The sequence below is a fragment of the Citrobacter sp. RHBSTW-00881 genome (assembly GCF_013728515.1).
GTDB lineage: Bacteria > Pseudomonadota > Gammaproteobacteria > Enterobacterales > Enterobacteriaceae > Citrobacter > Citrobacter braakii.
Genome location: NZ_CP056269.1, coordinates 386,599 through 409,767 on the forward strand (window position 1 = coordinate 386,599; position 23,169 = coordinate 409,767).

General features: G+C 53.4%; 24 protein-coding genes and 1 pseudogene. 14 read left to right on the top strand and 11 right to left on the bottom strand.

Annotation, left to right across the window (positions count from 1 at the left end):
• Positions 1–6 precede the first annotated feature (6 nt).
• The 4 genes from nirC to tsgA all read right to left on the bottom strand — a co-directional run bounded on the left by nirC (position 7) and on the right by tsgA (position 5,379).
• Positions 7–816 carry a nitrite transporter NirC gene (gene nirC / locus HV311_RS01815; protein ID WP_016154781.1) on the bottom strand — a complete coding sequence of 270 codons (810 nt, stop codon included), beginning with the start codon at positions 814–816 and terminating at the stop codon, positions 7–9.
• Positions 817–1,003: 187 nt separating this feature from the next.
• Positions 1,004–1,330 carry a nitrite reductase small subunit NirD gene (gene nirD / locus HV311_RS01820; RefSeq protein WP_016154780.1) on the bottom strand — a complete coding sequence of 109 codons (327 nt, stop codon included), beginning with the start codon at positions 1,328–1,330 and terminating at the stop codon, positions 1,004–1,006.
• The gene (nirB, locus tag HV311_RS01825; protein WP_191220653.1) at positions 1,327–3,870 is read right to left on the bottom strand and encodes an NADPH-nitrite reductase large subunit; all 2,544 of its coding nucleotides are present in this window, start codon (positions 3,868–3,870) and stop codon (positions 1,327–1,329) included. The genes nirD and nirB overlap by 4 nt, the downstream gene beginning before the upstream one ends.
• Before the next feature lie 327 nt (positions 3,871–4,197).
• On the bottom strand, positions 4,198–5,379 hold the full coding sequence (gene tsgA, locus HV311_RS01830) for an MFS transporter TsgA (RefSeq protein ID WP_016154778.1): 1,182 nt from the start codon (positions 5,377–5,379) through the stop codon (positions 4,198–4,200).
• 264 nt (positions 5,380–5,643) lie between these two features.
• Between tsgA and ppiA the strand changes: the two genes are divergently transcribed.
• The 5 genes from ppiA to argD all read left to right on the top strand — a co-directional run bounded on the left by ppiA (position 5,644) and on the right by argD (position 8,980).
• The gene (ppiA, locus tag HV311_RS01835; protein ID WP_003023595.1) at positions 5,644–6,216 is read left to right on the top strand and encodes a peptidylprolyl isomerase A; all 573 of its coding nucleotides are present in this window, start codon (positions 5,644–5,646) and stop codon (positions 6,214–6,216) included.
• A gap of 106 nt (positions 6,217–6,322) precedes the next feature.
• Entirely contained in the window at positions 6,323–6,490 is a 168-nt protein-coding gene (locus HV311_RS01840; RefSeq protein ID WP_016157626.1) for a YhfG family protein, read from the top strand.
• Positions 6,480–7,082 (top strand): putative adenosine monophosphate-protein transferase Fic, encoded by a 603-nt coding sequence (locus tag HV311_RS01845; protein ID WP_019078159.1) that lies wholly within the window; start codon positions 6,480–6,482, stop codon positions 7,080–7,082. Before HV311_RS01840 ends, HV311_RS01845 begins: the two co-directional genes overlap by 11 nt.
• 31 nt (positions 7,083–7,113) lie before the next feature.
• Positions 7,114–7,677: an aminodeoxychorismate synthase component 2 gene (gene pabA, locus HV311_RS01850; protein ID WP_191220654.1), complete on the top strand. Its 564-nt coding sequence runs from the start codon at positions 7,114–7,116 to the stop codon at positions 7,675–7,677.
• Positions 7,678–7,762: 85 nt separating this feature from the next.
• Positions 7,763–8,980, top strand: coding sequence for a bifunctional acetylornithine/succinyldiaminopimelate transaminase (argD, locus tag HV311_RS01855; RefSeq protein WP_046275256.1), 1,218 nt, complete (start codon positions 7,763–7,765; stop codon positions 8,978–8,980).
• 42 nt (positions 8,981–9,022) lie between these two features.
• On the opposite strand, the gene HV311_RS01860 is transcribed toward argD, so the two are convergent.
• Positions 9,023–11,110, bottom strand: coding sequence for a YccS/YhfK family putative transporter (locus HV311_RS01860; protein WP_016154774.1), 2,088 nt, complete (start codon positions 11,108–11,110; stop codon positions 9,023–9,025).
• Between the two features lie 51 nt (positions 11,111–11,161).
• Positions 11,162–11,794 (bottom strand): cAMP-activated global transcriptional regulator CRP, encoded by a 633-nt coding sequence (gene crp / locus HV311_RS01865; RefSeq protein ID WP_000242758.1) that lies wholly within the window; start codon positions 11,792–11,794, stop codon positions 11,162–11,164.
• 308 nt (positions 11,795–12,102) lie between these two features.
• Between crp and HV311_RS01870 the strand changes: the two genes are divergently transcribed.
• Positions 12,103–12,510 carry an OsmC family protein gene (locus HV311_RS01870; protein WP_016154773.1) on the top strand — a complete coding sequence of 136 codons (408 nt, stop codon included), beginning with the start codon at positions 12,103–12,105 and terminating at the stop codon, positions 12,508–12,510.
• A 93-nt stretch (positions 12,511–12,603) separates the two neighbouring features.
• Here the strand turns inward: HV311_RS01870 and HV311_RS01875 are convergent, their stop codons facing one another.
• The 4 genes and pseudogenes from HV311_RS01875 to HV311_RS01890 all read right to left on the bottom strand — a co-directional run bounded on the left by HV311_RS01875 (position 12,604) and on the right by HV311_RS01890 (position 16,816).
• On the bottom strand, positions 12,604–13,473 hold the full coding sequence (locus tag HV311_RS01875) for a phosphoribulokinase (RefSeq protein ID WP_003827751.1): 870 nt from the start codon (positions 13,471–13,473) through the stop codon (positions 12,604–12,606).
• 53 nt (positions 13,474–13,526) lie between these two features.
• Positions 13,527–13,745: a YheU family protein gene (locus HV311_RS01880; protein WP_003023615.1), complete on the bottom strand. Its 219-nt coding sequence runs from the start codon at positions 13,743–13,745 to the stop codon at positions 13,527–13,529.
• A pseudogene (locus HV311_RS01885) lies at positions 13,742–14,810 on the bottom strand (hydrolase). The gene HV311_RS01880 and the pseudogene HV311_RS01885 overlap by 4 nt, the downstream one beginning before the upstream one ends.
• Positions 14,811–14,914: 104 nt before the next feature.
• On the bottom strand, positions 14,915–16,816 hold the full coding sequence (locus HV311_RS01890; RefSeq protein ID WP_191220655.1) for an ABC transporter ATP-binding protein: 1,902 nt from the start codon (positions 16,814–16,816) through the stop codon (positions 14,915–14,917).
• Positions 16,817–16,948: 132 nt separating this feature from the next.
• On the opposite strand from HV311_RS01890, the gene kefG reads away from it, so the two are divergent.
• The 4 genes from kefG (at position 16,949) to slyD (ending at position 20,208) form a co-directional block, all read left to right on the top strand.
• Positions 16,949–17,500 carry a glutathione-regulated potassium-efflux system ancillary protein KefG gene (gene kefG, locus HV311_RS01895; protein ID WP_137379857.1) on the top strand — a complete coding sequence of 184 codons (552 nt, stop codon included), beginning with the start codon at positions 16,949–16,951 and terminating at the stop codon, positions 17,498–17,500.
• Positions 17,500–19,305 (top strand): glutathione-regulated potassium-efflux system protein KefB, encoded by a 1,806-nt coding sequence (gene kefB / locus HV311_RS01900; protein WP_016154769.1) that lies wholly within the window; start codon positions 17,500–17,502, stop codon positions 19,303–19,305. The genes kefG and kefB overlap by 1 nt, the downstream gene beginning before the upstream one ends.
• Positions 19,306–19,313: 8 nt before the next feature.
• Positions 19,314–19,514, top strand: coding sequence for a YheV family putative zinc ribbon protein (locus HV311_RS01905; RefSeq protein ID WP_016154768.1), 201 nt, complete (start codon positions 19,314–19,316; stop codon positions 19,512–19,514).
• A 94-nt stretch (positions 19,515–19,608) separates the two neighbouring features.
• Positions 19,609–20,208: a peptidylprolyl isomerase gene (gene slyD, locus HV311_RS01910; protein ID WP_191220656.1), complete on the top strand. Its 600-nt coding sequence runs from the start codon at positions 19,609–19,611 to the stop codon at positions 20,206–20,208.
• Positions 20,209–20,257: 49 nt separating this feature from the next.
• Here slyD and HV311_RS01915 read toward each other — a convergent pair whose 3' ends face one another.
• Complete coding sequence (locus HV311_RS01915; protein ID WP_003023639.1) at positions 20,258–20,476, bottom strand: protein SlyX; 219 nt, start codon at positions 20,474–20,476, stop codon at positions 20,258–20,260.
• Between the two features lie 232 nt (positions 20,477–20,708).
• On the opposite strand from HV311_RS01915, the gene fkpA reads away from it, so the two are divergent.
• From fkpA to tusC, 4 genes are all read left to right on the top strand, one after another.
• Entirely contained in the window at positions 20,709–21,527 is an 819-nt protein-coding gene (gene fkpA, locus HV311_RS01920; RefSeq protein WP_016154767.1) for an FKBP-type peptidyl-prolyl cis-trans isomerase, read from the top strand.
• Positions 21,528–21,694: 167 nt separating this feature from the next.
• Positions 21,695–22,417 carry a helix-turn-helix transcriptional regulator gene (locus tag HV311_RS01925; protein ID WP_003023643.1) on the top strand — a complete coding sequence of 241 codons (723 nt, stop codon included), beginning with the start codon at positions 21,695–21,697 and terminating at the stop codon, positions 22,415–22,417.
• Positions 22,417–22,803 (top strand): sulfurtransferase complex subunit TusD, encoded by a 387-nt coding sequence (tusD, locus tag HV311_RS01930; protein ID WP_016154766.1) that lies wholly within the window; start codon positions 22,417–22,419, stop codon positions 22,801–22,803. Before HV311_RS01925 ends, tusD begins: the two co-directional genes overlap by 1 nt.
• Positions 22,803–23,162 carry a sulfurtransferase complex subunit TusC gene (gene tusC, locus HV311_RS01935; RefSeq protein WP_131347052.1) on the top strand — a complete coding sequence of 120 codons (360 nt, stop codon included), beginning with the start codon at positions 22,803–22,805 and terminating at the stop codon, positions 23,160–23,162. Before tusD ends, tusC begins: the two co-directional genes overlap by 1 nt.
• Positions 23,163–23,169: the final 7 nt, after the last annotated feature.

A 23,169-nucleotide genomic window follows, 5' to 3' on the forward strand; every position in this document is an offset into this window, starting at 1 on the left:
TACCCCTTAATTATTGGCAGTAGCCTCTGGCTGGTTGATTTTTGCCGGAACAGGACGCTCCGATTTTGGCGTAGCATACCAATAACCCAATCCCATGAATACGACACCGGACAAAGTATTACCGAGTGTCACCCACAACAGGTTATGACCAATTCCTGACAGGGTATAGGCTTCGCTGTGGTGGCCGAACCAGGAGAGGGCAAACAGCGTCATGTTGGCAACCGAGTGCTCGTAGCCGGAAGCGATAAACGCCAGTAGACACCACCAGATAGCGAGGAATTTTGCTGCGCCCTCGGTACGAATTGCCATCCAGATAGCCAGACAAACCAACCAGTTACACAGTGCGCCTTTAAAGAACAGCACCGTTGCTGGCGCGGTAGTTTTCGCCAACGCCACCGAATGGACGATGCTGGTATCGACCGGCAGCAGGCTACCGCCGCCCCAACTGTAAAGCAGAGCGACAAACACGGATCCGACCAGGTTACCCAGCCAGGTTTGCGGCAGAATAGCCCACATCTGACCGTGACTGATGGTGCCCGCTTTGACGCCGAGCGTCAGGAACATGGTGTGACCGGTAAACAGTTCCGAACCGGCGATAATGACCAGCGTCAAAGCGATACCAAAGGTTGCACCCATTACCAGAGGACGAACGGACGGGTCGAGCAGATTACCGAGGGTGAAAATAAGAATGATGCCGAGACCGACGTAGGCCCCCGCCATTGCCGAACTGACCCAGAATCCGAGCGGGTTATTAGCCGACAGTCGTGCGATGCGCGCAGCGTTAGCCGCACACTTATTAATAGTGTCTGTGAACATGTGTTGATTATCCTTGAAGTACAAACAATAAAAAGAAATCGTAACCGTAGGCCGGATAAGGCATTTATGCCGCCATCCGGCAATGTGCTTGTGCAATTGCCTGATGGCGCTACGCTTATCAGGCCTACAAATAAAAGACCTACAAATACGTCAAAAAAGGGGAGGCGTTGCGCCTCCCAAAAAGTTATTAACCGCGCAGTTGCACCGTGCCGTCTTTCACTCGGGCTTCGTAATGTTTCACGGAGAACTGTTCGTCTTCCATGCACAGACCATCGCTTAAGCGAAAGCGCTGTTTTTTCAGCGGGCTGGCGACCCACAATTCGCCCTGATGTTCAGCAATCAGCCCACGAGAAAGCACGCTGGACTCAAAGAACGGGTCGATGTTGCTGATCGCAAACACCTGGTCGCTGTGATACGGGCGGAAAATCGCAACTTGCTCGCTACCTAACAGGGCGCAGACGCCTGTTGCAGGCAGAATGTCATCGATTTTGCAGATGTTTTTCCACTGGCTCATGCGTTTTCCTCCACCAGAGTCACCGGGATACGCTCATAGGGCGTGGCCGGACGATGTTGTTCACGTTCAGGCACAACCTGGACATTCGGATCGCGTTGATCGCTGTTGATAAAGTGTTTGAAGCGAACCTGCGCGGATGGAGTGTTAACGGTTTCTGTCCACTCGCAGACCACCGCTTCACGCAGACGGGCCATCTCTTCTTCCAGGTGCTGGTTCAGCCCCAGTTTGTCGTCGATGATGACCGATTTCAGATATTCGATACCGCCTTCCAGGTTGTCTAACCATGGTGCGGTTCGGGTCAGTTTGTCAGCGGTACGGATGTAGAACATCATGAAACGATCAAGGTATTTGAGCAGTGTTTCGCGGTCGATATCCGCTGCCAGCAGGTCTGCATGACGAGGTTTCATCCCGCCGTTACCGCAAACGTACAAGTTCCAGCCTTTCTCAGTGGCGATGATACCCACGTCTTTGCTTTGAGCTTCCGCACATTCACGGGTACAGCCGGAGACGCCGAATTTCATTTTGTGCGGGGTACGAATGCCCTTGTAGCGGTTTTCCAGCTCCACGCCGAATCCGACGCTATCGCCGACGCCATAACGACACCAGGTACTGCCTACGCAGGTTTTCGCCATACGCAGCGCTTTGGCGTATGCGTGACCGGTTTCAAAGCCCGCTTCAATCAGCTGACGCCAGATTTCCGGCAGGTCATCTTTTTGCGCGCCGAACAGGCCGATACGCTGAGAACCGGTGATTTTGGTATACAGGTTAAATTCACGCGCGATACGGCCCACGGCCACCAGGCCTTCAGGAGTTATTTCTCCGCCCGCGGAGCGCGGGATCACGGAGTAAGTACCGTCTTTCTGGATGTTCGCCAGGAAGTTGTCGTTAGTGTCCTGCAGCGGCGTGTGCTGTGGTTTGAGGATGTACTCATTCCAGCAGGAGGCCAGCAGGGAACCTACGGTTGGTTTACACACTTCACAGCCGTAGCCTTTCCCGTGTTTTGTCAGCAGCTCTTCGAAGGTTTTAATCCCTTCTACACGGATCAGATGGAACAGTTCCTGACGCGAGTACGGGAAGTGTTCACACAGGTTGTTGTTAACTTCGATCCCCTGTTTCGCCAGTTCAGCGTTCAGGACCTGCGTTACCAACGGGATACACCCGCCGCAGCCGGTACCAGCTTTGGTTTCAGCTTTCAGCGCCGCAACGGTGTGGCAGCCTTTGTTGATAGCGGCGATCAGCATGCCTTTGGTGACGTCGAAGCAGGAGCAAATCTGCGCGCTGTCCGGCAGTTTATCGACACCGATAGACGGCTTACCGCTGCCCGCGTGAGCTGGCAGAATCAGTGAGTCTGGGTTTTCCGGCAGTTCGATGGCGTTCAGCACCAGCTGCAGCAGGTTGCCGTAATCGCTGGTGTCACCGACTAAAACCGCCCCGAGCAGGGTTTTGTTATCTTCGCTAACGATGAGGCGTTTGTAGACTTCTTTGCTTTCGTCGAGATAGACGTAGCTACGGGCGCCCGGCGTGCGCGCATGCGCGTCGCCAATCCCGCCGACGTCAACACCGAGCAGCTTCAGCTTGGCGCTCAGATCCGCGCCTTCAAAGGCGTTTTCGGTTTCGAGAATATGGTCAACGGCAACCTGCGCCATTTTGTAGCCTGGAGCGACCAGGCCATACACGCGGTTGTTCCAACTGGCGCATTCGCCGATGGCATAGATGTCCGGATCAGAAGTCTGGCAGGTATCGTTAATCACAATACCACCGCGCGGCGCAACGTCCAGGCCGCATTGGGTGGCCAGTTTGTCGCGTGGGCGAATACCGGTAGAAAAGACGATGAAATCGACTTCCAGTTCGCTACCGTCGGCAAAACGCATGGTTTTGCGCGCTTCGGTGCCTTCCTGGACGATCTCTTTAGTGTTTTTGCTGGTGTGGACACGCACGCCCATGCTTTCAATTTTGCGACGTAACTGCTCGCCACCCATGTGATCCAGCTGTTCGGCCATCAGCATCGGGGCAAATTCAATCACGTGGGTTTCAACGCCTAGGCTTTTCAGCGCCCCGGCGGCTTCCAGGCCCAGCAGGCCACCGCCGACGACGGCACCACGTTTGCTACGGCGCGCGCAAGACTCAATGGCGTTGAGGTCTTCGATGGTGCGGTAAACGAAGCAGTCTTGGGTTTCCGAACCTTTAATCGGTGGGATCCACGGATAAGAGCCTGTCGCCATGATCAGCTTATCGTAATAGACCGTACGACCCGCGCTGGAGTGGATCACCTTCTCCTGGCGGTTGATGGTGATTGCGCGCTCGCCCACTAACACCTTAACGCCATGCTTCTCGTAGAATCCTTCACGCACCAGAGAAAGTTCTTCGGCGGTGTGGTGGGAGAAGTAGGACGACAGGTGGACGCGGTCGTACGCTTTGCGGGGTTCTTCACAGAAGACGGTAATATCAAAATTGGCAGCGTCGGATTTATCAAGAAGATCCTCAATAAAGCGATGGCCGACCATACCATTACCGATAATAGCGAGTCTGACTTTGCTCATTTTTGCCTCGATTTCTTTTCTATTACTGCCTACCTTAACGATTCAGCAACCCCGCTTATTGATGCAAATCAAATTCGCCTTTATATACTCCTTAAGAGGTATATGGCTGATTTAACTGCATTTTTATAAGTTACGGAATTAACAGGCTTTTCGTGTTTGTATAAATATCGTACAAATTAAGGGGTTTTTGTAAGAATTGGCCTACAGCACCAGAGAAAGAAGAGGGCGCGGGAATAGGCCGGAGGGCGTCTGCGCCTTATCCGGCCTACGAACAGCTTGTCTTGTAGGCCGGATAAGATACGTTAGCATCGCCATCCGGCACTCAGATTAATGCGTTGCGGGTGCGTTATGCTGGCGATGACGCGTGACGAACCCAAGAATAAAGCACATCACGAATACGACCGCATACAAGCCGTTAGCCGTCTGCAATGCCGCCAGCGGACCGCTGTGCGCCACGATAGGGCCAGTGACCACGAAGGTGAGCATAGTACCGATGGTGCCACAGGTCAGAACGAAGTTAACCAGTTTAGGTGATGCGACCTTCGTCTGCTGGGAGCCGAGGGTAATGATGGTGGTATAAATCGCGCTGGAGAAGAAGCCCAACGTCAGAATGAACCACGGCATATGCTCCGGCGTACCGGTGATAAACAGATACATCAGGACGGTAGCCACACCCGCCAGTACGGTCAGGATGCGCTGCAAATCGAAGAAACGCAGGATAAAGCTAAATGCCCACATGCCAACCATGTAAGACATCCAGAAGTCACTGACCAGTTTACCTGCGTCGTTCAGGCTCATGCCCAGACTTTTGGCGTATTCCGGCACCCAGGAGATAAAGCCCAACTGACCGAGGATGTAGCACAGCGCGGCGATCGCCAGGAACAGCACGCCAATGCCCCATTTTTCTTTTACCACAGGCGCGTCCGGTTGCTGCGCGTGTTTACCCAGCGCCGGGAATTCGCAGCCGAAGGTCAGCAGGAAAATGGCGACGTATACCAGGCCGATGCAGGCATAAACCCAATACCATTCGATGCTGCGCGCTAACAGGAATGCTGCCACCATCGGGAAAATCATGCCGGCCATGCTGAAGAAGGAATCAGTAAACAGCAGGCGGGAACCGCGCTGGCGACCTTCGTACATCTGAGTCACCAGGAACGTACCAATCGACATGGTGATACCGCTCACCAGACCCAGTACAAACATGGCGGCTGAGAACAAGGCCAGGCTATGGCTGAGCATCAGTCCGGCGACCGCCAGAACCATCAGGATAAAGCCAAAGCGCAACTGGGTTTTCAGTGGCACAATTTCCATCAGCCATGCATTCAGAAAAATAGAGATCAGAATGCCGGCATTCAGAAAGGTGAAGGTGTTACTCATACTGGAAACGGGCAAATGGAAGTAATCTGCGATGTTTCCCATCACCATCCCGGTGACAATTACCAACGCGCCTGTCAGGGCGTAGGAGAGAAAGCTAATCCATGTGAGCTTGATGCGATTGCTGTTAGTCATGACTGGCCTGTATAGAAGTGTTAGGCGCATTGACTGCGCCGTGAGCGGGCAGATTTTAGGCGCTTTAGTGATGCATTTAAATGTTTATTGGTAATTACTTGCTACGTTACATTTTTTTATGTGATCTAGATCGCATTGAATCTTGAGGCTATAAGGTTACATTTGTTTCAAGTACGTAAAATTAAGTAAAGGGATGGCCTTGTTCTTGAAGGCTCTTTAGAATCAATTCACTTGCTTCATTTCTGCTCTTGTTAAGGAATTCTCATGCTCAAATCGACTCTGGCGGCTGTTGCAGCTGTTCTCGCTCTTTCTGCTCTCTCTCCCGCAGCACTGGCAGCAAAAGGTGACCCGCATGTCCTGCTGACAACCTCTGCCGGTAACATTGAGCTGGAGCTGAACAGTCAGAAAGCCCCGGTTTCAGTGCAAAACTTTGTCGATTATGTCAACAGCGGTTTCTATAACAACACCACGTTCCACCGCGTGATCCCTGGCTTCATGGTGCAGGGCGGCGGTTTTACCGAGCAGATGCAGCAGAAGAAACCTAACCCGCCAATCAAGAATGAAGCTGATAACGGACTGCGTAATACCCGCGGCACGATTGCCATGGCGCGTACAGCAGATAAAGACAGCGCGACCAGCCAGTTCTTTATCAATATTGCAGACAATGCGTTCCTCGATCACGGCCAGCGCGACTTTGGGTACGCGGTCTTCGGTAAAGTTGTGAAAGGTATGGATGTCGCGGATAAGATCTCTCAGGTGCAGACCCATGATGTTGGTCCTTACCAGAATGTCCCGTCAAAACCGATTGTTATCCTGTCTGCCAAAGTCCTGCCGTAAACGTCTTTTGCGCGGGCAGTTCCTGTCCGCGTTCTTTCCCTTCTCTGCGTAACCTGAAATTGCCGCTTATACTTGTGGCAAGTGTCGGCTCATTCAGGGAGGTCACGTGAAAAAACTCACCGATAAACAAAAGTCCAGACTCTGGGAACAACGGCGAAATGCCAATTTCCAGGCCAGTCGGCGGCTGGAAGGCGTGGATATTCCACGGGTGACTTTGAGCACGGAAGACGCCCTGGCGCGTCTTGAAGAGTTGAGGGGGCACTATGAGCGATAAATTCGGTGATGGACGCGATCCCTATTTGTATCCGGGCCTGAATGTCATGCGTAACCGTCTGGGGATTCATCAGGCACAGCGCCTGGCGCAGGCGGCGTATGAACTGACGGCGCTGCGTGCGGCCACTATCGAATTAGGCCCGCTTAAACGGGGCTTGCCGCATCTGTGCGCCATTCATCGCCAACTGTATCGGGATATTTTTGACTGGGCGGGACATCTGCGAGAAGTGGATATTTACCAGGGCGATACCCGCTTTTGTCATTTCGCTTATATCGAGAAAGAGGGCAATGCGCTGATGCAGGACCTGGAAGACGAGTCCTGGTTGGTGGGGTTACCGGAAGATAAGTTTGTGGATCGTCTTGCGCACTATTATTGCGAAATCAACATGCTGCATCCGTTTCGTATTGGCAGCGGTCTGGCACAGCGAATTTTTTTCGAACAGTTAGCGATTCATGCCGGGTATATATTGAGCTGGGATGACATTCCGGTTGAGGAGTGGAACCTGGCTAATCAGAGTGGGGCGATGGGTGACCTGTCTGCGCTTCGGGCGATATTTCGTAAAGTGGTAAGCGAAGCACCGGAAACTGAGTAGAATAGCGCGGTTCTTATGTACCGGAGCCGCCATGATCCTGCTTATCGATAACTATGATTCTTTTACCTGGAACCTGTACCAATACTTCTGCGAACTGGGCGCTGATGTCCTTGTCAGGCGCAACGACGAACTGACGCTGGCGCAAATCGACGCGCTAAGCCCGCAAAAAATCGTAATATCCCCAGGCCCCTGCACGCCGGATGACGCTGGTATCTCATTGGATGTTATTCGTCATTTCGCGGGCAAGACGCCCCTGCTGGGTGTTTGTCTGGGACATCAGGCTATGGCGCAGGCCTTTGGCGCGATAGTGGTTCGGGCAGCTAAAGTGATGCACGGTAAAACCTCGCCAATTACGCATAACGGGCAGGGTGTTTTTCAGGGGCTCGCCAACCCATTAACGGTGACGCGCTACCACTCTCTGGTGGTTGCCCCCGCGACGCTTCCTGACTGCTTTGAGGTGACGGCCTGGAGTGAAACGCAGGAGATTATGGGCATTCGTCACCGCGAGTGGGATATGGAAGGTGTGCAGTTTCACCCGGAGAGTATTCTCAGCGAACAGGGGCATCAACTGCTGGCTAATTTCCTCAACAGGTGATTTGTGGTTGCTATTCAGTGATTTTTTATTCATATTTTGTGATTATAATTTCACTAACATTTCTGCTTAACAGGGTGGCAATGACATGGCAACTGAACAAACTGCAATTACGCGCGCGACATTCGATGAAGTGATTCTGCCGATTTATGCACCGGCTGAGTTTATCCCGGTAAAAGGAAAAGGGAGTCGAGTCTGGGATCAACAGGGCAAAGAGTATGTTGATTTCGCGGGCGGCATTGCAGTTACTGCACTAGGGCATTGCCATCCGGCCCTGGTGGAGGCGTTAAAAACCCAGGGTGAAACCCTGTGGCATACCAGCAACGTTTTCACCAACGAACCGGCGTTGCGCCTGGGCCGTAAAATCATTGATGCGACCTTCGCCGAGCGCGTGCTGTTCATGAACTCGGGTACCGAAGCTAACGAAACCGCCTTTAAGCTGGCGCGCCACTATGCCTGCGTGCGCCATAGCCCGTTCAAAACCAAAATCATTGCCTTCCATAATGCGTTTCACGGTCGTTCGCTGTTTACCGTGTCCGTCGGCGGACAGCCGAAATACTCTGACGGCTTTGGACCAAAACCAGCGGATATCATCCATGTACCGTTTAACGATCTGCATGCGGTCAAAGCGGTGATGGACGATCACACCTGTGCGGTGGTGGTTGAGCCTATTCAGGGGGAAGGTGGCGTCACTGCGGCAACGCCGGAATTCCTGCAAGGTTTGCGTGAACTTTGCGACCAACACCAGGCGCTATTGGTATTGGATGAAGTGCAGAGCGGGATGGGCCGTACCGGCGATCTGTTTGCCTATATGCACTACGGCGTGACGCCGGATATCCTCACCAGCGCGAAGGCCCTCGGCGGCGGCTTCCCGGTGAGCGCGGTGCTGACCACCCAAGAGATTGCCTCCGCATTTCACGTGGGTTCGCACGGTTCCACTTATGGTGGCAATCCGCTGGCCTGCGCAGTTGCGGGGGCCGCGTTTGATATCATCAACACGCCGGAAGTGTTGGAAGGTATTCAGGCTAAACGTCAGGCGTTTGTCCAACATTTGCACAAAATTGATCAACAGTTCGACATTTTCAGCGATATTCGCGGGATGGGGCTGCTGATTGGCGCCGAGCTGAAGCCGCAGTTTAAAGGCCGGGCGCGCGATTTCCTGTATGCCGCCGCGCACGAAGGGGTGATGGTACTCAACGCCGGACCGGACGTGATGCGTTTCGCGCCGTCGCTGGTAGTTGAGCAGGCGGATATCGATGAAGGGATGCAGCGTTTCGCACAAGCGGTAGCGAAAGTCGTTGCCTGATTACCTGTTGCCGGATAAGCACAGCGCATCCGGCAGTCGATCTTAACCTTTCATGTCCCGCAGACGGCGGCTCAGCCAGATTCCGTGGTGCGGTCGCTGACGCCATGCTACCGACGAAATGGTGTGCATGGTGTTCAGATGCCCCAGTATCCGTTGCAGATGCTGCTCAAGGGTGCTTAACGGACCGTGGGACAGCATCTCTGGCGCTTCGAGAATATTCACATCGCCTGAGCTTCCCGGTCCGTCATATTCCAGCCGCTGCTGACAGCGCTGGAGCGCAATTTCACAGGATTCCAGATACCGCTGCGCTAAATCCGGCGTCAGCATTGTATGTTCCCTTGCCAGTGTGGTCATCGCGTTGATGTGCTCGACGATGAACTGGCTATGCGTGACCCACAGTTTCATGTCCGCCAGGTAGTGCGAGTTGAATCCTGGCTCCTGCATCGCCTGGTTCAGTGAGTTGAACAACGTGTTATGCGCCTGATTGACCCGCATGCGTTGATACGCCAGCGGCGTGGCCTGCGGATCGTTGCTGAGGATCAGGCGAATGGCCTCCTGATCGGCTTCTAACGCATCATGGGCGTTCTTACGCAGCAGGCCGCTCTGCCACTGCGGCCACAGCCAGAGTGTACCGCCAAAGGCGATTAAGCAGCCAATAACCGTATCGACAAACCGCGGCACGATAAACTGTTCTCCGTTCAGCGTCAGCAGTTGCAGGGTGTATACCGCCGTGACCGTAAAGCCGACGGTAGCCCAGCCGTAGTTTTTGCGCATGATCAGATAGCTACCCAGGGTAATCAGCAGCATGCCTGCCAGCGTGTAACCTTCCTGAATATGAAAGTGCAGGGTGACTCCGGCAATGACCAGTCCAACGAGCGTTCCTGCTGAACGGTGTAAAATACGTACCCGGGTTGCTCCGTAGCCATTTTGCGTGACGAACAGGATCGTCATCAAAATCCAGTAAGGCTTTGGCAGGTGTAAAGCGCTGCCCATCAGGCTGGCGATACTCAGCATGACGCTGATGCGTCCGGCATTACGCAGCGCCGGCGATTTCAACGACAGATAGTTTTTCAGGGCCGGGATCAGCGGCAACCGACGCTGCTTGTCCGCCATTAAATCTCGGGCGTACAGCGGTCGCTGGGTGCGTAGCACGCGGGCAATACGGCTGAAGTGCCAGTAGCAAAATTGTCCCACCGGATTGTCCGGATGCTGGTTGGCGATTTTCTCCAGCGTGCCAATCTGCTTGTCCATCGAGAAACGGGTCGGCAAGCGGTGATACAAAATATCATCGGCCAGTACCCGAAGGCGTTCGGCGACGGTGCGCGCATTCCAGCGAATCACCTGTTCGGCGTGGCTGCGTTCGACCAGCTTTTGCACCTCTTCCGGCTGGTGAAGGCTGACGGAAATATGCTCCTGCAAGTCCAGCGCCTCCTGAAAGGCACGCAGCAGGCGCTTGTAATCGTTGTTGCGATGCGCCGACAGCATATGCATTTGCTGGTAGCACTGGGTAATCAGATCCACCGCTTTCTGCTGGCGAACCAGTAGGGGAGGCAGCGCTTTTTCCGGATCGGCATGCTGGGTCAGCAGGCTGTACTTGGCCTCACAGTAATCGGCTAATTCACGGTACAACAAGCTGAGCGATTCACGGAGCGGCTGCTCGCGCCACATCCAGAACCAGAACCAGTTGAACAGGCCGTACCATAACGTGCCCAGCGCATAGATCAGCAACGGTTCCCAGACGGGCATATTCCCGACCAGGCTTAGCGTGAAAATCGCGGCGATAAGTGAGGCCGGTAACAGTCGGGCATGCAGAGGGCTTAGCTCGGCGGTTACGCCAAGAATCAGCGTCAGTCCGGTGAGGATAAGCGGCAGCGGTATGGCCTGTGCCAGCAGCAACTGCATGATCAGACTGCAACCGGCAAACAAAGACGCGCCAATAGCTAAACGTTTGAAAAAGCGCTTATGCGGGGTATCAAGACCGGCAATGTTGCAGCAGGCAGGGACCAGGGAGAAGAGGAGTCCCAGATGAAGCTGACCGATGATCAGACCAACAGCCACAGGTAAACATAGCACCAGCGTCTGCCGTAGTGCGTAGTTGATCTCTGGGTGGTATATCAGTCTTCGCCACATCGGTGTAAACAAAAGTGGCGCATCACTGAGTAACGCGCCACTTCGATGGGGTTAACGGGTGCCGTAGACGACGATGGTCTTACCGTGTGCGGAGATCAGGTTCTGATCTTCCAGCATCTTCAGAATACGACCAACGGTCTCACGGGAGCAGCCAACGATCTGGCCGATTTCCTGACGGGTGATTTTAATCTGCATGCCGTCCGGGTGGGTCATCGCATCAGGCTGTTTCGCCAGATTCAGCAGAGTCTGCGCGATACGACCCGTTACGTCGAGGAAGGCAAGGTTGCCGACTTTTTCAGACGTGACCTGCAGGCGACGAGCCATCTGTGAAGACAGGCGCATCAGAATATCCGGGTTGACCTGGATTAATTGGCGAAATTTTTTGTATGAAATTTCAGCGACTTCACATGCGGTTTTGGCACGTACCCAGGCGCTACGTTCCTGACCTTCTTCGAAGAGGCCTAATTCACCAATAAAATCGCCCTGATTCAGATAAGAAAGGATCATTTCTTTCCCTTCTTCATCTTTGATCAGCACTGCCACTGAGCCTTTAACGATGTAATACAACGTTTCCGCTTTTTCACCCTGGTGAATCAGCGTGCTCTTCGATGGGTACTTATGAATATGGCAATGAGACAAGAACCATTCGAGAGTCGGGTCTGTTTGCGGTTTGCCAAGCACCATGCGCGGTTATCCTCTGTTATAAGCTGTCTCCAGAGCCAGAAAACGACGCTGCCTCTGGGTTTGCAAAAATATGCTTCCCGCTACCTGGGAAAGGGGCTGTCAAAAATTAACTGCAGCCTGTAATGTGATGTCCTCTGCATACATGCAGTACGTCAATGTATTACTGTAGCATCCTGACTGTTTTAGCATAGCTTTCGCCGTGTGTCTCCTGGTGTCTCGCTTCAGCATGACGCAGGTCGCCTTCCGTTGCGAGAATTGTTATGTACGCGTAATCTGTCAGGAAAATTGAAACATTGGAGTTACGAAATATGCAAGCGCGTGTAAAGTGGGTTGAGGGGTTAACCTTCCTCGGTGAGTCCGCCTCTGGTCACCAAATTTTGATGGACGGTAACTCCGGTGATAAAGCGCCGAGCCCGATGGAAATGGTATTAATGGCTGCGGGTGGTTGCAGCGCAATTGATGTGGTTTCGATCCTGCAAAAAGGTCGTCAGGATGTGACCAACTGCGAAGTGAAACTGACCTCAGAGCGTCGTGATGAAGCGCCGCGCCTGTTTACCCACATCAACCTGCATTTCATCGTAACGGGTAACGATCTGAAAGATGCGTCCGTTTCGCGCGCAGTCGATCTCTCTGCGGAAAAATATTGCTCCGTGGCGCTGATGCTGGAAAAGGCGGTGAACATTACCCACTCCTATGAAGTGGTTGCTGCTTCGTGATGTCATGCCTGATGGCGTTTCACTTATCAGGCCTACAGGATATAAACGCGTAGGCCGGATAAGGCATCAGCCGCCATCCGGCAAAATAACACCTTACTCTATCTTTTTGCCTTCCATCAGTCGCTGGACCAGCGGCAGCATAATCAATTCCATCGCCAGACCCATTTTCCCGCCCGGAACAACCAACGTATTGATATGGGAAATGAATGATCCCTGCAGCATGGCCAGTAGCCACGGGAAGTCGATCCCTTCCAGGTTCCGAAAATGAATCACGACAAAGCTTTCATCCAGTGATGGAATACTTTTGGCGGCAAAGGGGTTGGAGGTATCAACGGTCGGTACGCGCTGGAAGTTAATATGCGTACGGGAAAACTGCGGCGTAATGTAATTGATGTAATCGTCCATTGAGCGCACCACTGAGTCCATCACCGCTTCGCGCGAGTGTCCTCGCTCGCTGGTATCGCGGGTCAGCTTCTGAATCCATTCCAGGTTCACGATCGGCACTACGCCAACCAGCAGATCGACATGCCGGGCCACGTTTTGCTGTGGGGTTACGACGCCGCCGTGCAGTCCTTCATAGAACAGGACATCCGTCGGTTCAGGCAGCGGCTGCCAGGGCGTAAATGTACCCGGAACCTGATTCCACGGTACGGCCTCATCGTAGGTGTGCAGATATTTTCGCGACTGACCTTTGCCCGTCTGGCCGTATTCGATGAAGGTTTGCTCCAGCAGACCGAAGTCATTAGCTTCGGGGCCGAAATAGCTGATATGCCGCCCGGCATCGCGCGCTTTGCGAATCGCCATGTCCATTTCCGGACGGGTATAACGATGAAAACTGTCACCTTCCACCTCGGCGGCGCGCAGATTTAACTGCGCGAAAATTTTACGAAACGCGAGGCTGGTGGTGGTGGTCCCCGCGCCGCTGGACCCTGTTACCGCAATCACCGGATGTTTGGCAGACATAACAACTCCATGAATAGGTTGAATTTTTATTATAGTCGGCCGTCGGCTACGGATTACTCGTGAATCTGCTTCCTCGGCATAATGTTGACCGTTTCATGCAGTTCGGACCATACCAGCACGGCTTCACCAGATTGTAGTTGGCGTTTGACGTCGGCGACTTTTTGTTCGAGCGAGCGTTCATGTTCACCATAATCGGTGCCTTCGCGCAAGACAAAGCTTTCAATCAGATTGTCCAGCGCGTCCGGGGAGATGTCTTGCCAGGGGATGATCATGATGATGCCTCCAGATACGTTGTCAGCCAGTCCGGGATTCTGGATTCCAGCCACATCTCAGGACGGCGCACCGTGCCGCCAATGAATCCGACGTGGCCGCCGTGTTCCGTCAGTTGATACTCTACCTGTGAGGGCAGATTTTCCGGTTTAGGGATCACGTGATGATCCATAAACGGATCGTCTTTGGCATGGATAATCAGTGTGGGTTTGGCGATCTGGTTGAGCAACGGCATAGCGCTACACTGACGGTAATAGTCTATAGCATCGGCGAAACCATGGATTTTGGCGGTGATCAGATCGTCAAAATCGCGAATGCGACGCAGAGATTTCAACTGGCCCAGGCTCACCGGCAGCGATCCTGGATACGCCTCTAGCTTACGCGAGGCATTGGCTTTCAACAGGTTTAGCAGGTAGCGCTGATAGACCCGGGAGAATCCCTTGTCCATATGGTAACTACAGGCTTCCAGCACGAAAGGCGCGGAAACGATAACCGCGGCATCAATTGGAATCTCAGTACCTTCTTTTGCCAGCAGGCAGGCCAGCATGTTTCCACCGAGCGAATAGCCTACCGCCGCGGTCGGCACGCGACCGAACTCACGTGCCAGCCAGTGTAAAAACCAGGTGCCATCTTCTGTTTCACCGGAGTGATAAATACGGTTCAGACGATTGGGTTCGCCGCTGCAGCCGCGAAAATGCATCACCACGCCCAGCCAGCCGCGCTTTTGCGCTGCTTCAATCAGGCCATGTGCGTACGGGCTGTTCAGACTGCCTTCCAGACCGTGAAAAACCACCAGGCGCGGTTTGTGTTTCGCCTGTTGCGGATCTTCACTCCATGCCAGATCGACAAAATCACCGTCGGGCAATTCCAGACGCTGCCAGTGGGCGTCGAACTTCACCTTGCGGCGAATTAAACGCGGCAGCATCGTCTGCAGATGGCGGTTACTGATACCGCGCATCGGACGGAATTCTCGTGAATCGTCGGTAGGTGGAGTTATTTCTGTGGACGTGATTTCAACCATAACACCAGAGCAATTAATAATCGGAAAGAATAACTATACCGCGCACAGCGCGTGCGGGTTAGCCAATATGTGATTTTGTCGCGAGTCAGTCAGCAGGCAATCATCGGCTATAGTGCCGGATGGCGGCTTCGCCTTATCCGGCACTCATGATTACTCGGCCAGCATCTGCTCAAGCTGTTCCTGAGCCTCCAGCCAGGCCATCTCGCACTCTTCCAGTCCGGATTTCGCACTGGCCTGCTGCTGCAAGCATGCTGTGAGTTCGGCTTTGCGGTTTTGGTCGTACAGTTCGCTATCGCCGAGTTTTTCTTCGGCCTGCGCCAGCTGTGCGTGCAGTTTCTCCATCTCTTTTTCCAGGCGGGAAATCTCTTTACGTAGCGGTTGCGTCAGGGTGCGTAGTTCAGCTTCGCGACGCTTCTGGTCTTTACGTGCCTGGGCGCTGTTAACGCTCTCTTTTGCCGGTTCGTCGCTCTGGTTTTCCTGTTTTTGCACATCGCTCAGCCACTGCTGATAATCCTCAAGATCGCCATCAAACGGCTCGACTTTCTTGTCGTGCACCAGATAGAGGTCATCGGTAGTAGAGCGAATCAGGTGACGGTCGTGCGAGACCACAACCAGTGCGCCTTCGAAATCGATCAGCGCTTCGGTCAGCGCCTGACGCATATCCAAATCCAGGTGGTTGGTCGGTTCATCAAGCAGCAGCAGGTTCGGGCGCTGCCAGACGATCAATGCCAGCACCAGACGCGCTTTTTCACCTCCGGAGAAGCGGCGAGTCTCTTCGCTGACTTTATCGCCCTGGAAGCCGAATCCGCCGAGGTAGTCTCGCAGTTTCTGCTCCAGCTCCTGCGGCGCCATGCGCGCCAGGTGCTGAATCGGTGATTCATCGGCGCGCAAAAACTCCAGCTGGTGCTGTGCGAAGTAACCCAGCTTGATGCCTTTTGCCAGGCCAATCTCGCCGTTGATGGGGGCCAGTTCGCCGGCCAGCAACTTAATCAGCGTAGATTTACCCGCGCCGTTGCGTCCGAGCAGGCCGATGCGAGACCCCGGTACCAGATTCAGTTTGATCGAATCGAGAATGACGCGGTCGCCGTAGCCGGCGCTGACCTTTTCCATCTTTAACAGCGGGTTCGGCAGGCTTTCCGGCTCGCGGAAGCTGAAGTGGAACGGGTTGTCCACGTGCGCAGGGGCAATCAGCTCCATACGTTCCAGCATTTTGATACGGCTCTGCGCCTGCTTTGCTTTGGTGGCTTTAGCGCGGAAACGATCGATATAGCTTTGCAGATGCGCCACGCGCTCCTGCTGGCTTTCGTACATTGCCTGTTGCTGTGCGAGGCGGGTCGCACGCTGGATTTCAAACGCGCTGTAGTTACCGGTGTACTCGAACATCGTTTGCTGTTCGATATGAATAATTTTATCCACCACCGGATCGAGGAAGTCGCGGTCGTGGGAGATCAAAATCAGCGTGCCCTGATAGCTTTTCAGCCATCTTTCCAGCCAGATCACCGCGTCGAGATCGAGGTGGTTGGTCGGTTCATCGAGCAGCAGAAGGTCTGAACGGCAAATCAGCGCCTGAGCCAGGTTGAGACGCATACGCCAGCCACCGGAGAAATCGCTGACGGGACGTTCAAGCTGTTCGTTGGAGAAACCGAGGCCATGCAGCAGGCTGGCGGCGCGTGAGCGCACAGTCCAGGCGTCGATGGCATCCAGCTTGCCATGGACGGTGGCAATGGCGTGTCCATCGTTACGTTCGTTGGCATCGTTCAACTGTGCTTCCAGTTGACGATACTCGCGGTCGCCGTCAATCACATACTCCAACGCCGGCTGTGGCAACGCAGGCGTTTCCTGATTAACCCACGCGAGCTGCCAGTTTCCCGGATAGGTAAATCCTCCGGCGTCGGCGCTGAGTTCATTTTTCAGCAATGCCAGCAGGGTAGATTTACCGCAGCCATTTTTACCTACCAGGCCAACTTTCTGCCCTGGATTAATGGTGGCTGTGGCATTTTCCAGCAAGACGCGCACGCCGCGACGAATTTGTAACGATGAGAAAACAATCATAAGGCGCCGTATGTTCAGACTATGTTAATTTATCATTATGATAATGTAATGTGTGGGCCATTTGCCGCACCGAGGCGCAATGGTAGCCCAAAACGTCGAAAATAGACAAAAGACAAAACCGGGAGGGGGATGATGTTCCAGCCAGCGAAAGTCTTGCTGCTGTATGCCCATCCGGAATCTCAGGACTCGGTCGCGAACCGGGTACTGCTTAAACCGGCTATGCAGCTCAGCAATGTTACCGTGCACGACCTGTACGCGCACTATCCTGACTTTTTTATCGACATTCCGCATGAGCAGGCGCTGCTGCGCGAGCATGATGTGATTGTTTTTCAGCACCCGCTCTACACCTATAGCTGCCCGGCGTTGTTAAAGGAGTGGCTTGACCGCGTACTGAGCCGAGGATTTGCCAGCGGCCCCGGGGGGAATCAACTGGCGGGAAAGTACTGGCGGAGCGTTATCACTACCGGCGAGCCGGAAAGCGCCTACCGCTATGACGCGCTAAACCGTTATCCAATGAGCGATGTACTGCGCCCTTTTGAGCTAACGGCCGGTATGTGCCGCATGCACTGGATGAGCCCTATCATTGTCTACTGGGCCAGACGGCAAACGAAGCAGGAGCTGGACAGCCATGCGAAAGCGTATGGTGACTGGCTGGCGAATCCGATCCCTGTGGGAGGCCACTGATGGAAGGTTCTGATTTATTGACTGCCGGCGTGTTGTTCCTCTTCGCGGCGGTGGCTGCCGTTCCTCTGGCCTCAAAACTGGGTATCGGTCCGGTGCTGGGTTACTTGCTGGCGGGGATTGCTATTGGCCCATGGGGATTAGGGTTCATCAGCGACGTGGATGAAATCTTACACTTTTCCGAACTGGGCGTAGTTTTTCTGATGTTCATCATTGGGCTGGAACTTAATCCAGCCAAACTGTGGCAATTGCGGCGTTCAATTTTTGGCGTCGGTGCCGCGCAGGTGATGCTAAGCGCGGTCGTGCTGGCAGGGCTACTGATGCTTACAGCGTTCTCCTGGCAGGCGGCAGTGGTTGGCGGCATTGGTCTGGCGATGTCATCGACCGCTATGGCGCTACAGTTGATGCGCGAAAAAGGCATGAATCGCAGTGAATCCGGACAACTGGGCTTTTCGGTGCTGCTATTTCAGGATCTGGCGGTGATCCCCGCATTGGCGCTGGTTCCGCTGCTGGCGGGGTCTGCTGACGAACATTTTGACTGGATCAAAGTGGGGATGAAGGTGCTGGCCTTTGCCGGCATGCTGATAGGTGGGCGTTATTTGCTGCGTCCGGTTTTCCGCTTTATTGCGGATTCTGGCGTGCGGGAAGTGTTCACCGCCGCCACGCTGCTGTTAGTGCTGGGTTCTGCTTTATTTATGGATGCGCTGGGTCTGTCGATGGCGCTGGGGACCTTTATCGCGGGCGTTCTGCTGGCGGAAAGCGAATACCGACATGAGCTGGAAACGGCAATCGATCCGTTTAAAGGCCTGTTGCTTGGCCTGTTTTTTATCTCCGTAGGTATGTCGCTTAACCTTGGTGTGCTCTATACCCATATTTTATGGGTGGCGGCGAGCGTGATGGTGCTGGTGGTCGTAAAAATGCTGGTGCTGTATGTACTGGCGCGTCTTAACGGCATGAGAAGCTCAGAACGGATGCAGTTTGCCGGGGTTTTAAGTCAGGGCGGTGAATTCGCTTTCGTGCTGTTTTCAACGGCCTCTTCCCAACGGCTGTTTCAGGGTGACCAAATGGCGCTGTTGTTGGTGACCGTCACGCTGTCGATGATGACCACGCCGCTGGTGATGAAGTTGATTGATAAATGGCTCTCCCGCCAGTTTAACGGCACGGATGAAGAAGATGAAAAACCCTGGGTGGAAGATGATAAACCGCAGGTGATTGTGGTGGGTTTCGGGCGCTTTGGTCAGGTTATTGGTCGTCTGTTGATGGCCAATAAAATGCGTATTACCGTCCTGGAAAGAGATATCAGCGCAGTGAATTTAATGCGCAAATATGGCTATAAGGTCTATTACGGTGATGCCACGCAGGTGGATCTGTTGCGTTCCGCGGGTGCAGAAGCCGCACAGTCTATTGTTATTACCTGTAATGAACCTGAAGACACTATGAAGCTGGTGGAGCTGTGCCAACAGTATTTTCCGCATTTGCATATTCTTGCGCGTGCACGCGGACGTGTAGAGGCGCATGAGTTATTACAGGCTGGTGTGACGCAGTTTTCCCGCGAAACGTTTTCCAGTGCGCTGGAGTTAGGGCGAAAAACGCTGGTTACGCTAGGGATGCATCCGCACCAGGCTCAGCGCGCTCAGCTGCATTTTCGGCGGCTGGATATGCGCATGTTGCGGGAACTGATCCCCATGCACACGGATACGGTACAAATCTCCCGAGCCAGGGAAGCCCGGCGCGAGCTTGAGGAGATTTTCCAACGAGAGATGCAGCAAGAGCGACGTCAGCTGGATGGCTGGGATGAATTTGAGTAGAGGTAACCATGGCAATTCGTAAACGTTTTATCGCAGGCGCAAAATGTCCGTCCTGCCAGGCGCAGGATACGCTGGCGATGTGGCGCGAAAATAATATCGATATTGTTGAGTGTGTTAAGTGCGGTCATCAGATGCGGGAAGCGGATAAAGAGGCGCGCGAGCACGTTCGCAAAGAAGAGCAAGTGATCGGGATTTTTCATCCGGACTAGCGATATGGCGCAGCTTTTTTTAAGCTAGAGGGTACACGGGTGCAGAATTCCGCTACAATCTGCGCCACTATTCTTTCCATGCTCAGGAGATATCATGAAAGTAGCAAAGGACCTGGTGGTCAGCCTGGCCTATCAGGTACGTACAGAAGACGGTGTGTTGGTTGATGAGTCTCCGGTGAGTGCACCGCTGGACTACCTGCATGGTCACGGTTCCCTGATTTCTGGCCTGGAAACAGCGCTGGACGGTCATGAAGTTGGCGACAAATTCGATGTTGCTGTTGGCGCAAACGACGCATACGGTCAGTACGACGAAAACCTGGTGCAGCGCGTTCCTAAAGACGTCTTCATGGGCGTTGATGAACTGCAGGTTGGCATGCGTTTCCTGGCTGAAACTGACCAGGGGCCAGTACCGGTAGAAATTACCGAAGTGGAAGACGACCACGTTGTGGTTGACGGTAACCACATGCTGGCTGGCCAGAACCTGAAATTCAACGTAGAAGTTGTCGCTATCCGCGAAGCGACCGAAGAAGAGCTGGCTCACGGTCACGTTCACGGTGCGCACGGTCACGACCACGATCATGACCACGGTCATGACGGTTGCTGCGGTGGTCACGGTCACGACCATGGTCACGAGCACGGTGGCGAAGGCTGCTGCGGCGGTGGCGGTAAAGGCGGCGGTTGCGGTTGCCACTAATCGTTATACGGCATAAAAAAAAGCGGGAATATCCCGCTTTTTTTATGTCTCAATAATGTGGCGGCGGGGTCTCTTCAGACTGCGACGCGATGTGGGACGGCTGCGTTGCCTTGAGCTTCTCCGTCAATAAACGCAGATGGTCGCGGAGTTTTGCCATTTCCAGTTCATGCGCGGTCACCGTCACGTTGAGCTCTTCAATGGTTATCTCCTGAAATGCCAGGCGACTTTCCAGTTCAGCCAGGCGAGTTTCCATTGTTGTATCCTGCATGATTCACCTCTTTCTTTTTTCTCCGGCAGATCGCGGACTGCGGCGAATTCTACTTAACTTTGCCTGTTTGCACAGCACTCAATCTTCGGTCACGAAACTAATTTAAACAAAAAGAGTCTGAAAAGTGGTGATAATAGGGCGTGCCCGTATGTTGATTTGTTCTGCAACGCTTTATAGTACATTTTTATGTTAGCTAACCTTGGGGTGAGATGCCCCGGCCCTGGAGATATGGATGAAATCACTGTTTAAAGTAACGCTGCTGGCGACCACAATGGCTGTTGCTCTGCATGCCCCGATCACCTTCGCTGCTGACGCTGCGAAACCAGCCGCTACTGCTGACAGCAAAGCAGCATTCAAGAATGACGACCAAAAAGCCGCTTACGCGCTGGGCGCGTCCCTGGGTCGTTATATGGAAAACTCTCTGAAAGAGCAGGAAAAACTGGGCATCAAACTGGATAAAGATCAGCTGATCGCTGGCGTTCAGGATGCGTTTGCAGACAAGAGCAAACTGTCTGACCAGGAAATCGAACAAACTCTGCAGGCGTTTGAAGCACGCGTGAAGAGCTCCGCTCAGGCGAAAATGGAAAAAGACGCGGCTGACAATGAAGCCAAAGGTAAAGTTTACCGCGAGAAATTTGCTAAAGAGAAGGGCGTTAAAACCTCTTCTACTGGCCTGGTCTATAAAGTAGAGAAAGAAGGTACCGGCGCTGCACCGAAAGATAGCGATACCGTGGTAGTCAACTACAAAGGTACGCTGATTGACGGTAAAGAGTTTGATAACTCTTATACCCGCGGTGAGCCGCTCTCTTTCCGTCTTGACGGTGTTATCCCAGGCTGGACCGAAGGCCTGAAAAACATCAAGAAAGGCGGCAAAATCCAGCTGGTTATCCCGCCGGATCTGGCTTACGGCAAAACCGGCGTACCGGGCATTCCGGCTAACTCTACGCTGGTCTTTGATGTTGAACTGTTAGACATCAAACCGGCACCGAAAGCCGATGCGCAGCCAGATGCTGCACCGGCTGCTAAAGCTGCGGACAGCAGCAAAAAGTAAGTAACCAGACACCGCCGCCCACAGGGCGGCGGTTTTTTATTATCGACAGGATATAATTAATACTGGAAAGCGCCTTGTGCGCTGTATTACTTTAGATGCCCCTATAATAGTGATGAGCCTGCCCTGACAACATAACGACAGGCTCCTGAAAAGGAGTGCTTTTTTTCATGTCCAGGTCGCTTTTAACCAACGAAACCAGTGAGCTAGATTTACTGGATCAACGTCCTTTCGATCAAACCGATTTCGATATCCTCAAATCCTACGAAGCGGTTGTGGACGGGTTGGCGATGCTCATTGGTTCCCATTGTGAAATCGTATTGCACTCTTTGCAGGATTTGAAATGCTCGGCCATCCGCATTGCTAACGGTGAACACACGGGCCGCAAAATTGGCTCGCCGATTACTGACCTTGCGTTGCGTATGCTGCATGATATGACGGGTGCGGATAGCAGCGTGTCGAAGTGTTACTTCACACGTGCGAAAAGCGGTGTCTTGATGAAGTCGGTGACGATTGCCATTCGCAACCGTGAGCATCGCGTGATTGGTCTGCTGTGCATCAACATGAACCTTGATGTTCCATTCTCGCAGATAATGAATACCTTTATCCCACCGGAAACCCCGGAAGTGGGTTCTGCCGTTAACTTCGCTTCTTCGGTGGAAGACCTGGTTACCCAAACGTTGGAATTCACGATTGAAGAAGTGAATGCCGATCGTAATGTTTCCAACAATGCCAAGAATCGCCAGATTGTCCTGAATCTGTATGAGAAAGGTATTTTCGATATTAAAGATGCCATTAACCAGGTCGCCGATCGGCTGAACATCTCCAAGCACACGGTTTACCTCTATATTCGTCAGTTCAAAAGCGGCGATTTCCAGGGGCAAGACAAGTAATGCGTTTTGCCATTATGGTGACGGGGCCAGCTTATGGCACGCAGCAGGCGAGCAGCGCGTTGCAATTTGCTCACGCGTTACTCAAAGAAGGGCATGAGCTATGCAGCGTCTTTTTCTATCGTGAAGGTGTGTATAACGCCAACTTCCTGACTTCACCTGCCAGTGATGAATATGATCTGGTGCGGGCCTGGCAACAACTGAACCAGCAGCATGGCGTGACGCTGAATATCTGCGTAGCTGCGGCGCTGCGTCGCGGCGTCGTTGATGAAACAGAAGCGAAGCGACTGGGACTGGCAGGGGCTAATTTACAATCAGGTTTTAACCTCAGCGGGCTGGGTTCGCTGGCTGAGGCATCCCTGACCTGCGATCGCGTGGTGCAGTTTTAATGAAACGTGTTGCTTTTGTCTTTACTACCGTGCCGCATGGCAGTTCGTCTGGCCGCGAAGGGTTAGATGCCTTACTGGCGACATCGGCATTAACGGAAGACCTCGGCGTATTTTTTATCGGCGATGGCGTTTTTCAAATCCTCCAGGGACAACAACCGGATGTCGTGCTGGCTCGCGACTATATCGCAACCTTCAAGCTGTTAGGGTTGTACGATATCGATCAATGTTGGCTTTGTGCCGCCTCGTTACGCGAGCGGGGCCTCCAGCAGGGGGGTAATTTTGTGGTCGATGCGACAGCGTTAGAACCGGAAGATTTACGCCGTGAGCTAGGCAACTATGACGTCATTTTAAGGTTTTGAGATACTC

Coding starts and splice junctions, on each gene's coding strand:
- HV311_RS01890 (WP_191220655.1), bottom strand. CDS start 16,816: ATGATTGTTTTCTCATCGTTACAAATTCGTCGCGGCGTGCGCGTCTTG.
- nirD (WP_016154780.1), bottom strand. CDS start 1,330: ATGAGCCAGTGGAAAAACATCTGCAAAATCGATGACATTCTGCCTGCA.
- HV311_RS01905 (WP_016154768.1), top strand. CDS start 19,314: ATGGCAATTCGTAAACGTTTTATCGCAGGCGCAAAATGTCCGTCCTGC.
- nirC (WP_016154781.1), bottom strand. CDS start 816: ATGTTCACAGACACTATTAATAAGTGTGCGGCTAACGCTGCGCGCATC.
- ppiA (WP_003023595.1), top strand. CDS start 5,644: ATGCTCAAATCGACTCTGGCGGCTGTTGCAGCTGTTCTCGCTCTTTCT.
- nirB (WP_191220653.1), bottom strand. CDS start 3,870: ATGAGCAAAGTCAGACTCGCTATTATCGGTAATGGTATGGTCGGCCAT.
- HV311_RS01915 (WP_003023639.1), bottom strand. CDS start 20,476: ATGCAGGATACAACAATGGAAACTCGCCTGGCTGAACTGGAAAGTCGC.
- pabA (WP_191220654.1), top strand. CDS start 7,114: ATGATCCTGCTTATCGATAACTATGATTCTTTTACCTGGAACCTGTAC.
- HV311_RS01845 (WP_019078159.1), top strand. CDS start 6,480: ATGAGCGATAAATTCGGTGATGGACGCGATCCCTATTTGTATCCGGGC.
- argD (WP_046275256.1), top strand. CDS start 7,763: ATGGCAACTGAACAAACTGCAATTACGCGCGCGACATTCGATGAAGTG.
- HV311_RS01875 (WP_003827751.1), bottom strand. CDS start 13,473: ATGTCTGCCAAACATCCGGTGATTGCGGTAACAGGGTCCAGCGGCGCG.
- HV311_RS01870 (WP_016154773.1), top strand. CDS start 12,103: ATGCAAGCGCGTGTAAAGTGGGTTGAGGGGTTAACCTTCCTCGGTGAG.
- slyD (WP_191220656.1), top strand. CDS start 19,609: ATGAAAGTAGCAAAGGACCTGGTGGTCAGCCTGGCCTATCAGGTACGT.
- kefB (WP_016154769.1), top strand. CDS start 17,500: ATGGAAGGTTCTGATTTATTGACTGCCGGCGTGTTGTTCCTCTTCGCG.
- fkpA (WP_016154767.1), top strand. CDS start 20,709: ATGAAATCACTGTTTAAAGTAACGCTGCTGGCGACCACAATGGCTGTT.
- HV311_RS01925 (WP_003023643.1), top strand. CDS start 21,695: ATGTCCAGGTCGCTTTTAACCAACGAAACCAGTGAGCTAGATTTACTG.
- HV311_RS01880 (WP_003023615.1), bottom strand. CDS start 13,745: ATGATCATCCCCTGGCAAGACATCTCCCCGGACGCGCTGGACAATCTG.
- crp (WP_000242758.1), bottom strand. CDS start 11,794: ATGGTGCTTGGCAAACCGCAAACAGACCCGACTCTCGAATGGTTCTTG.
- tusC (WP_131347052.1), top strand. CDS start 22,803: ATGAAACGTGTTGCTTTTGTCTTTACTACCGTGCCGCATGGCAGTTCG.
- HV311_RS01860 (WP_016154774.1), bottom strand. CDS start 11,110: ATGTGGCGAAGACTGATATACCACCCAGAGATCAACTACGCACTACGG.
- tusD (WP_016154766.1), top strand. CDS start 22,417: ATGCGTTTTGCCATTATGGTGACGGGGCCAGCTTATGGCACGCAGCAG.
- kefG (WP_137379857.1), top strand. CDS start 16,949: ATGTTCCAGCCAGCGAAAGTCTTGCTGCTGTATGCCCATCCGGAATCT.
- tsgA (WP_016154778.1), bottom strand. CDS start 5,379: ATGACTAACAGCAATCGCATCAAGCTCACATGGATTAGCTTTCTCTCC.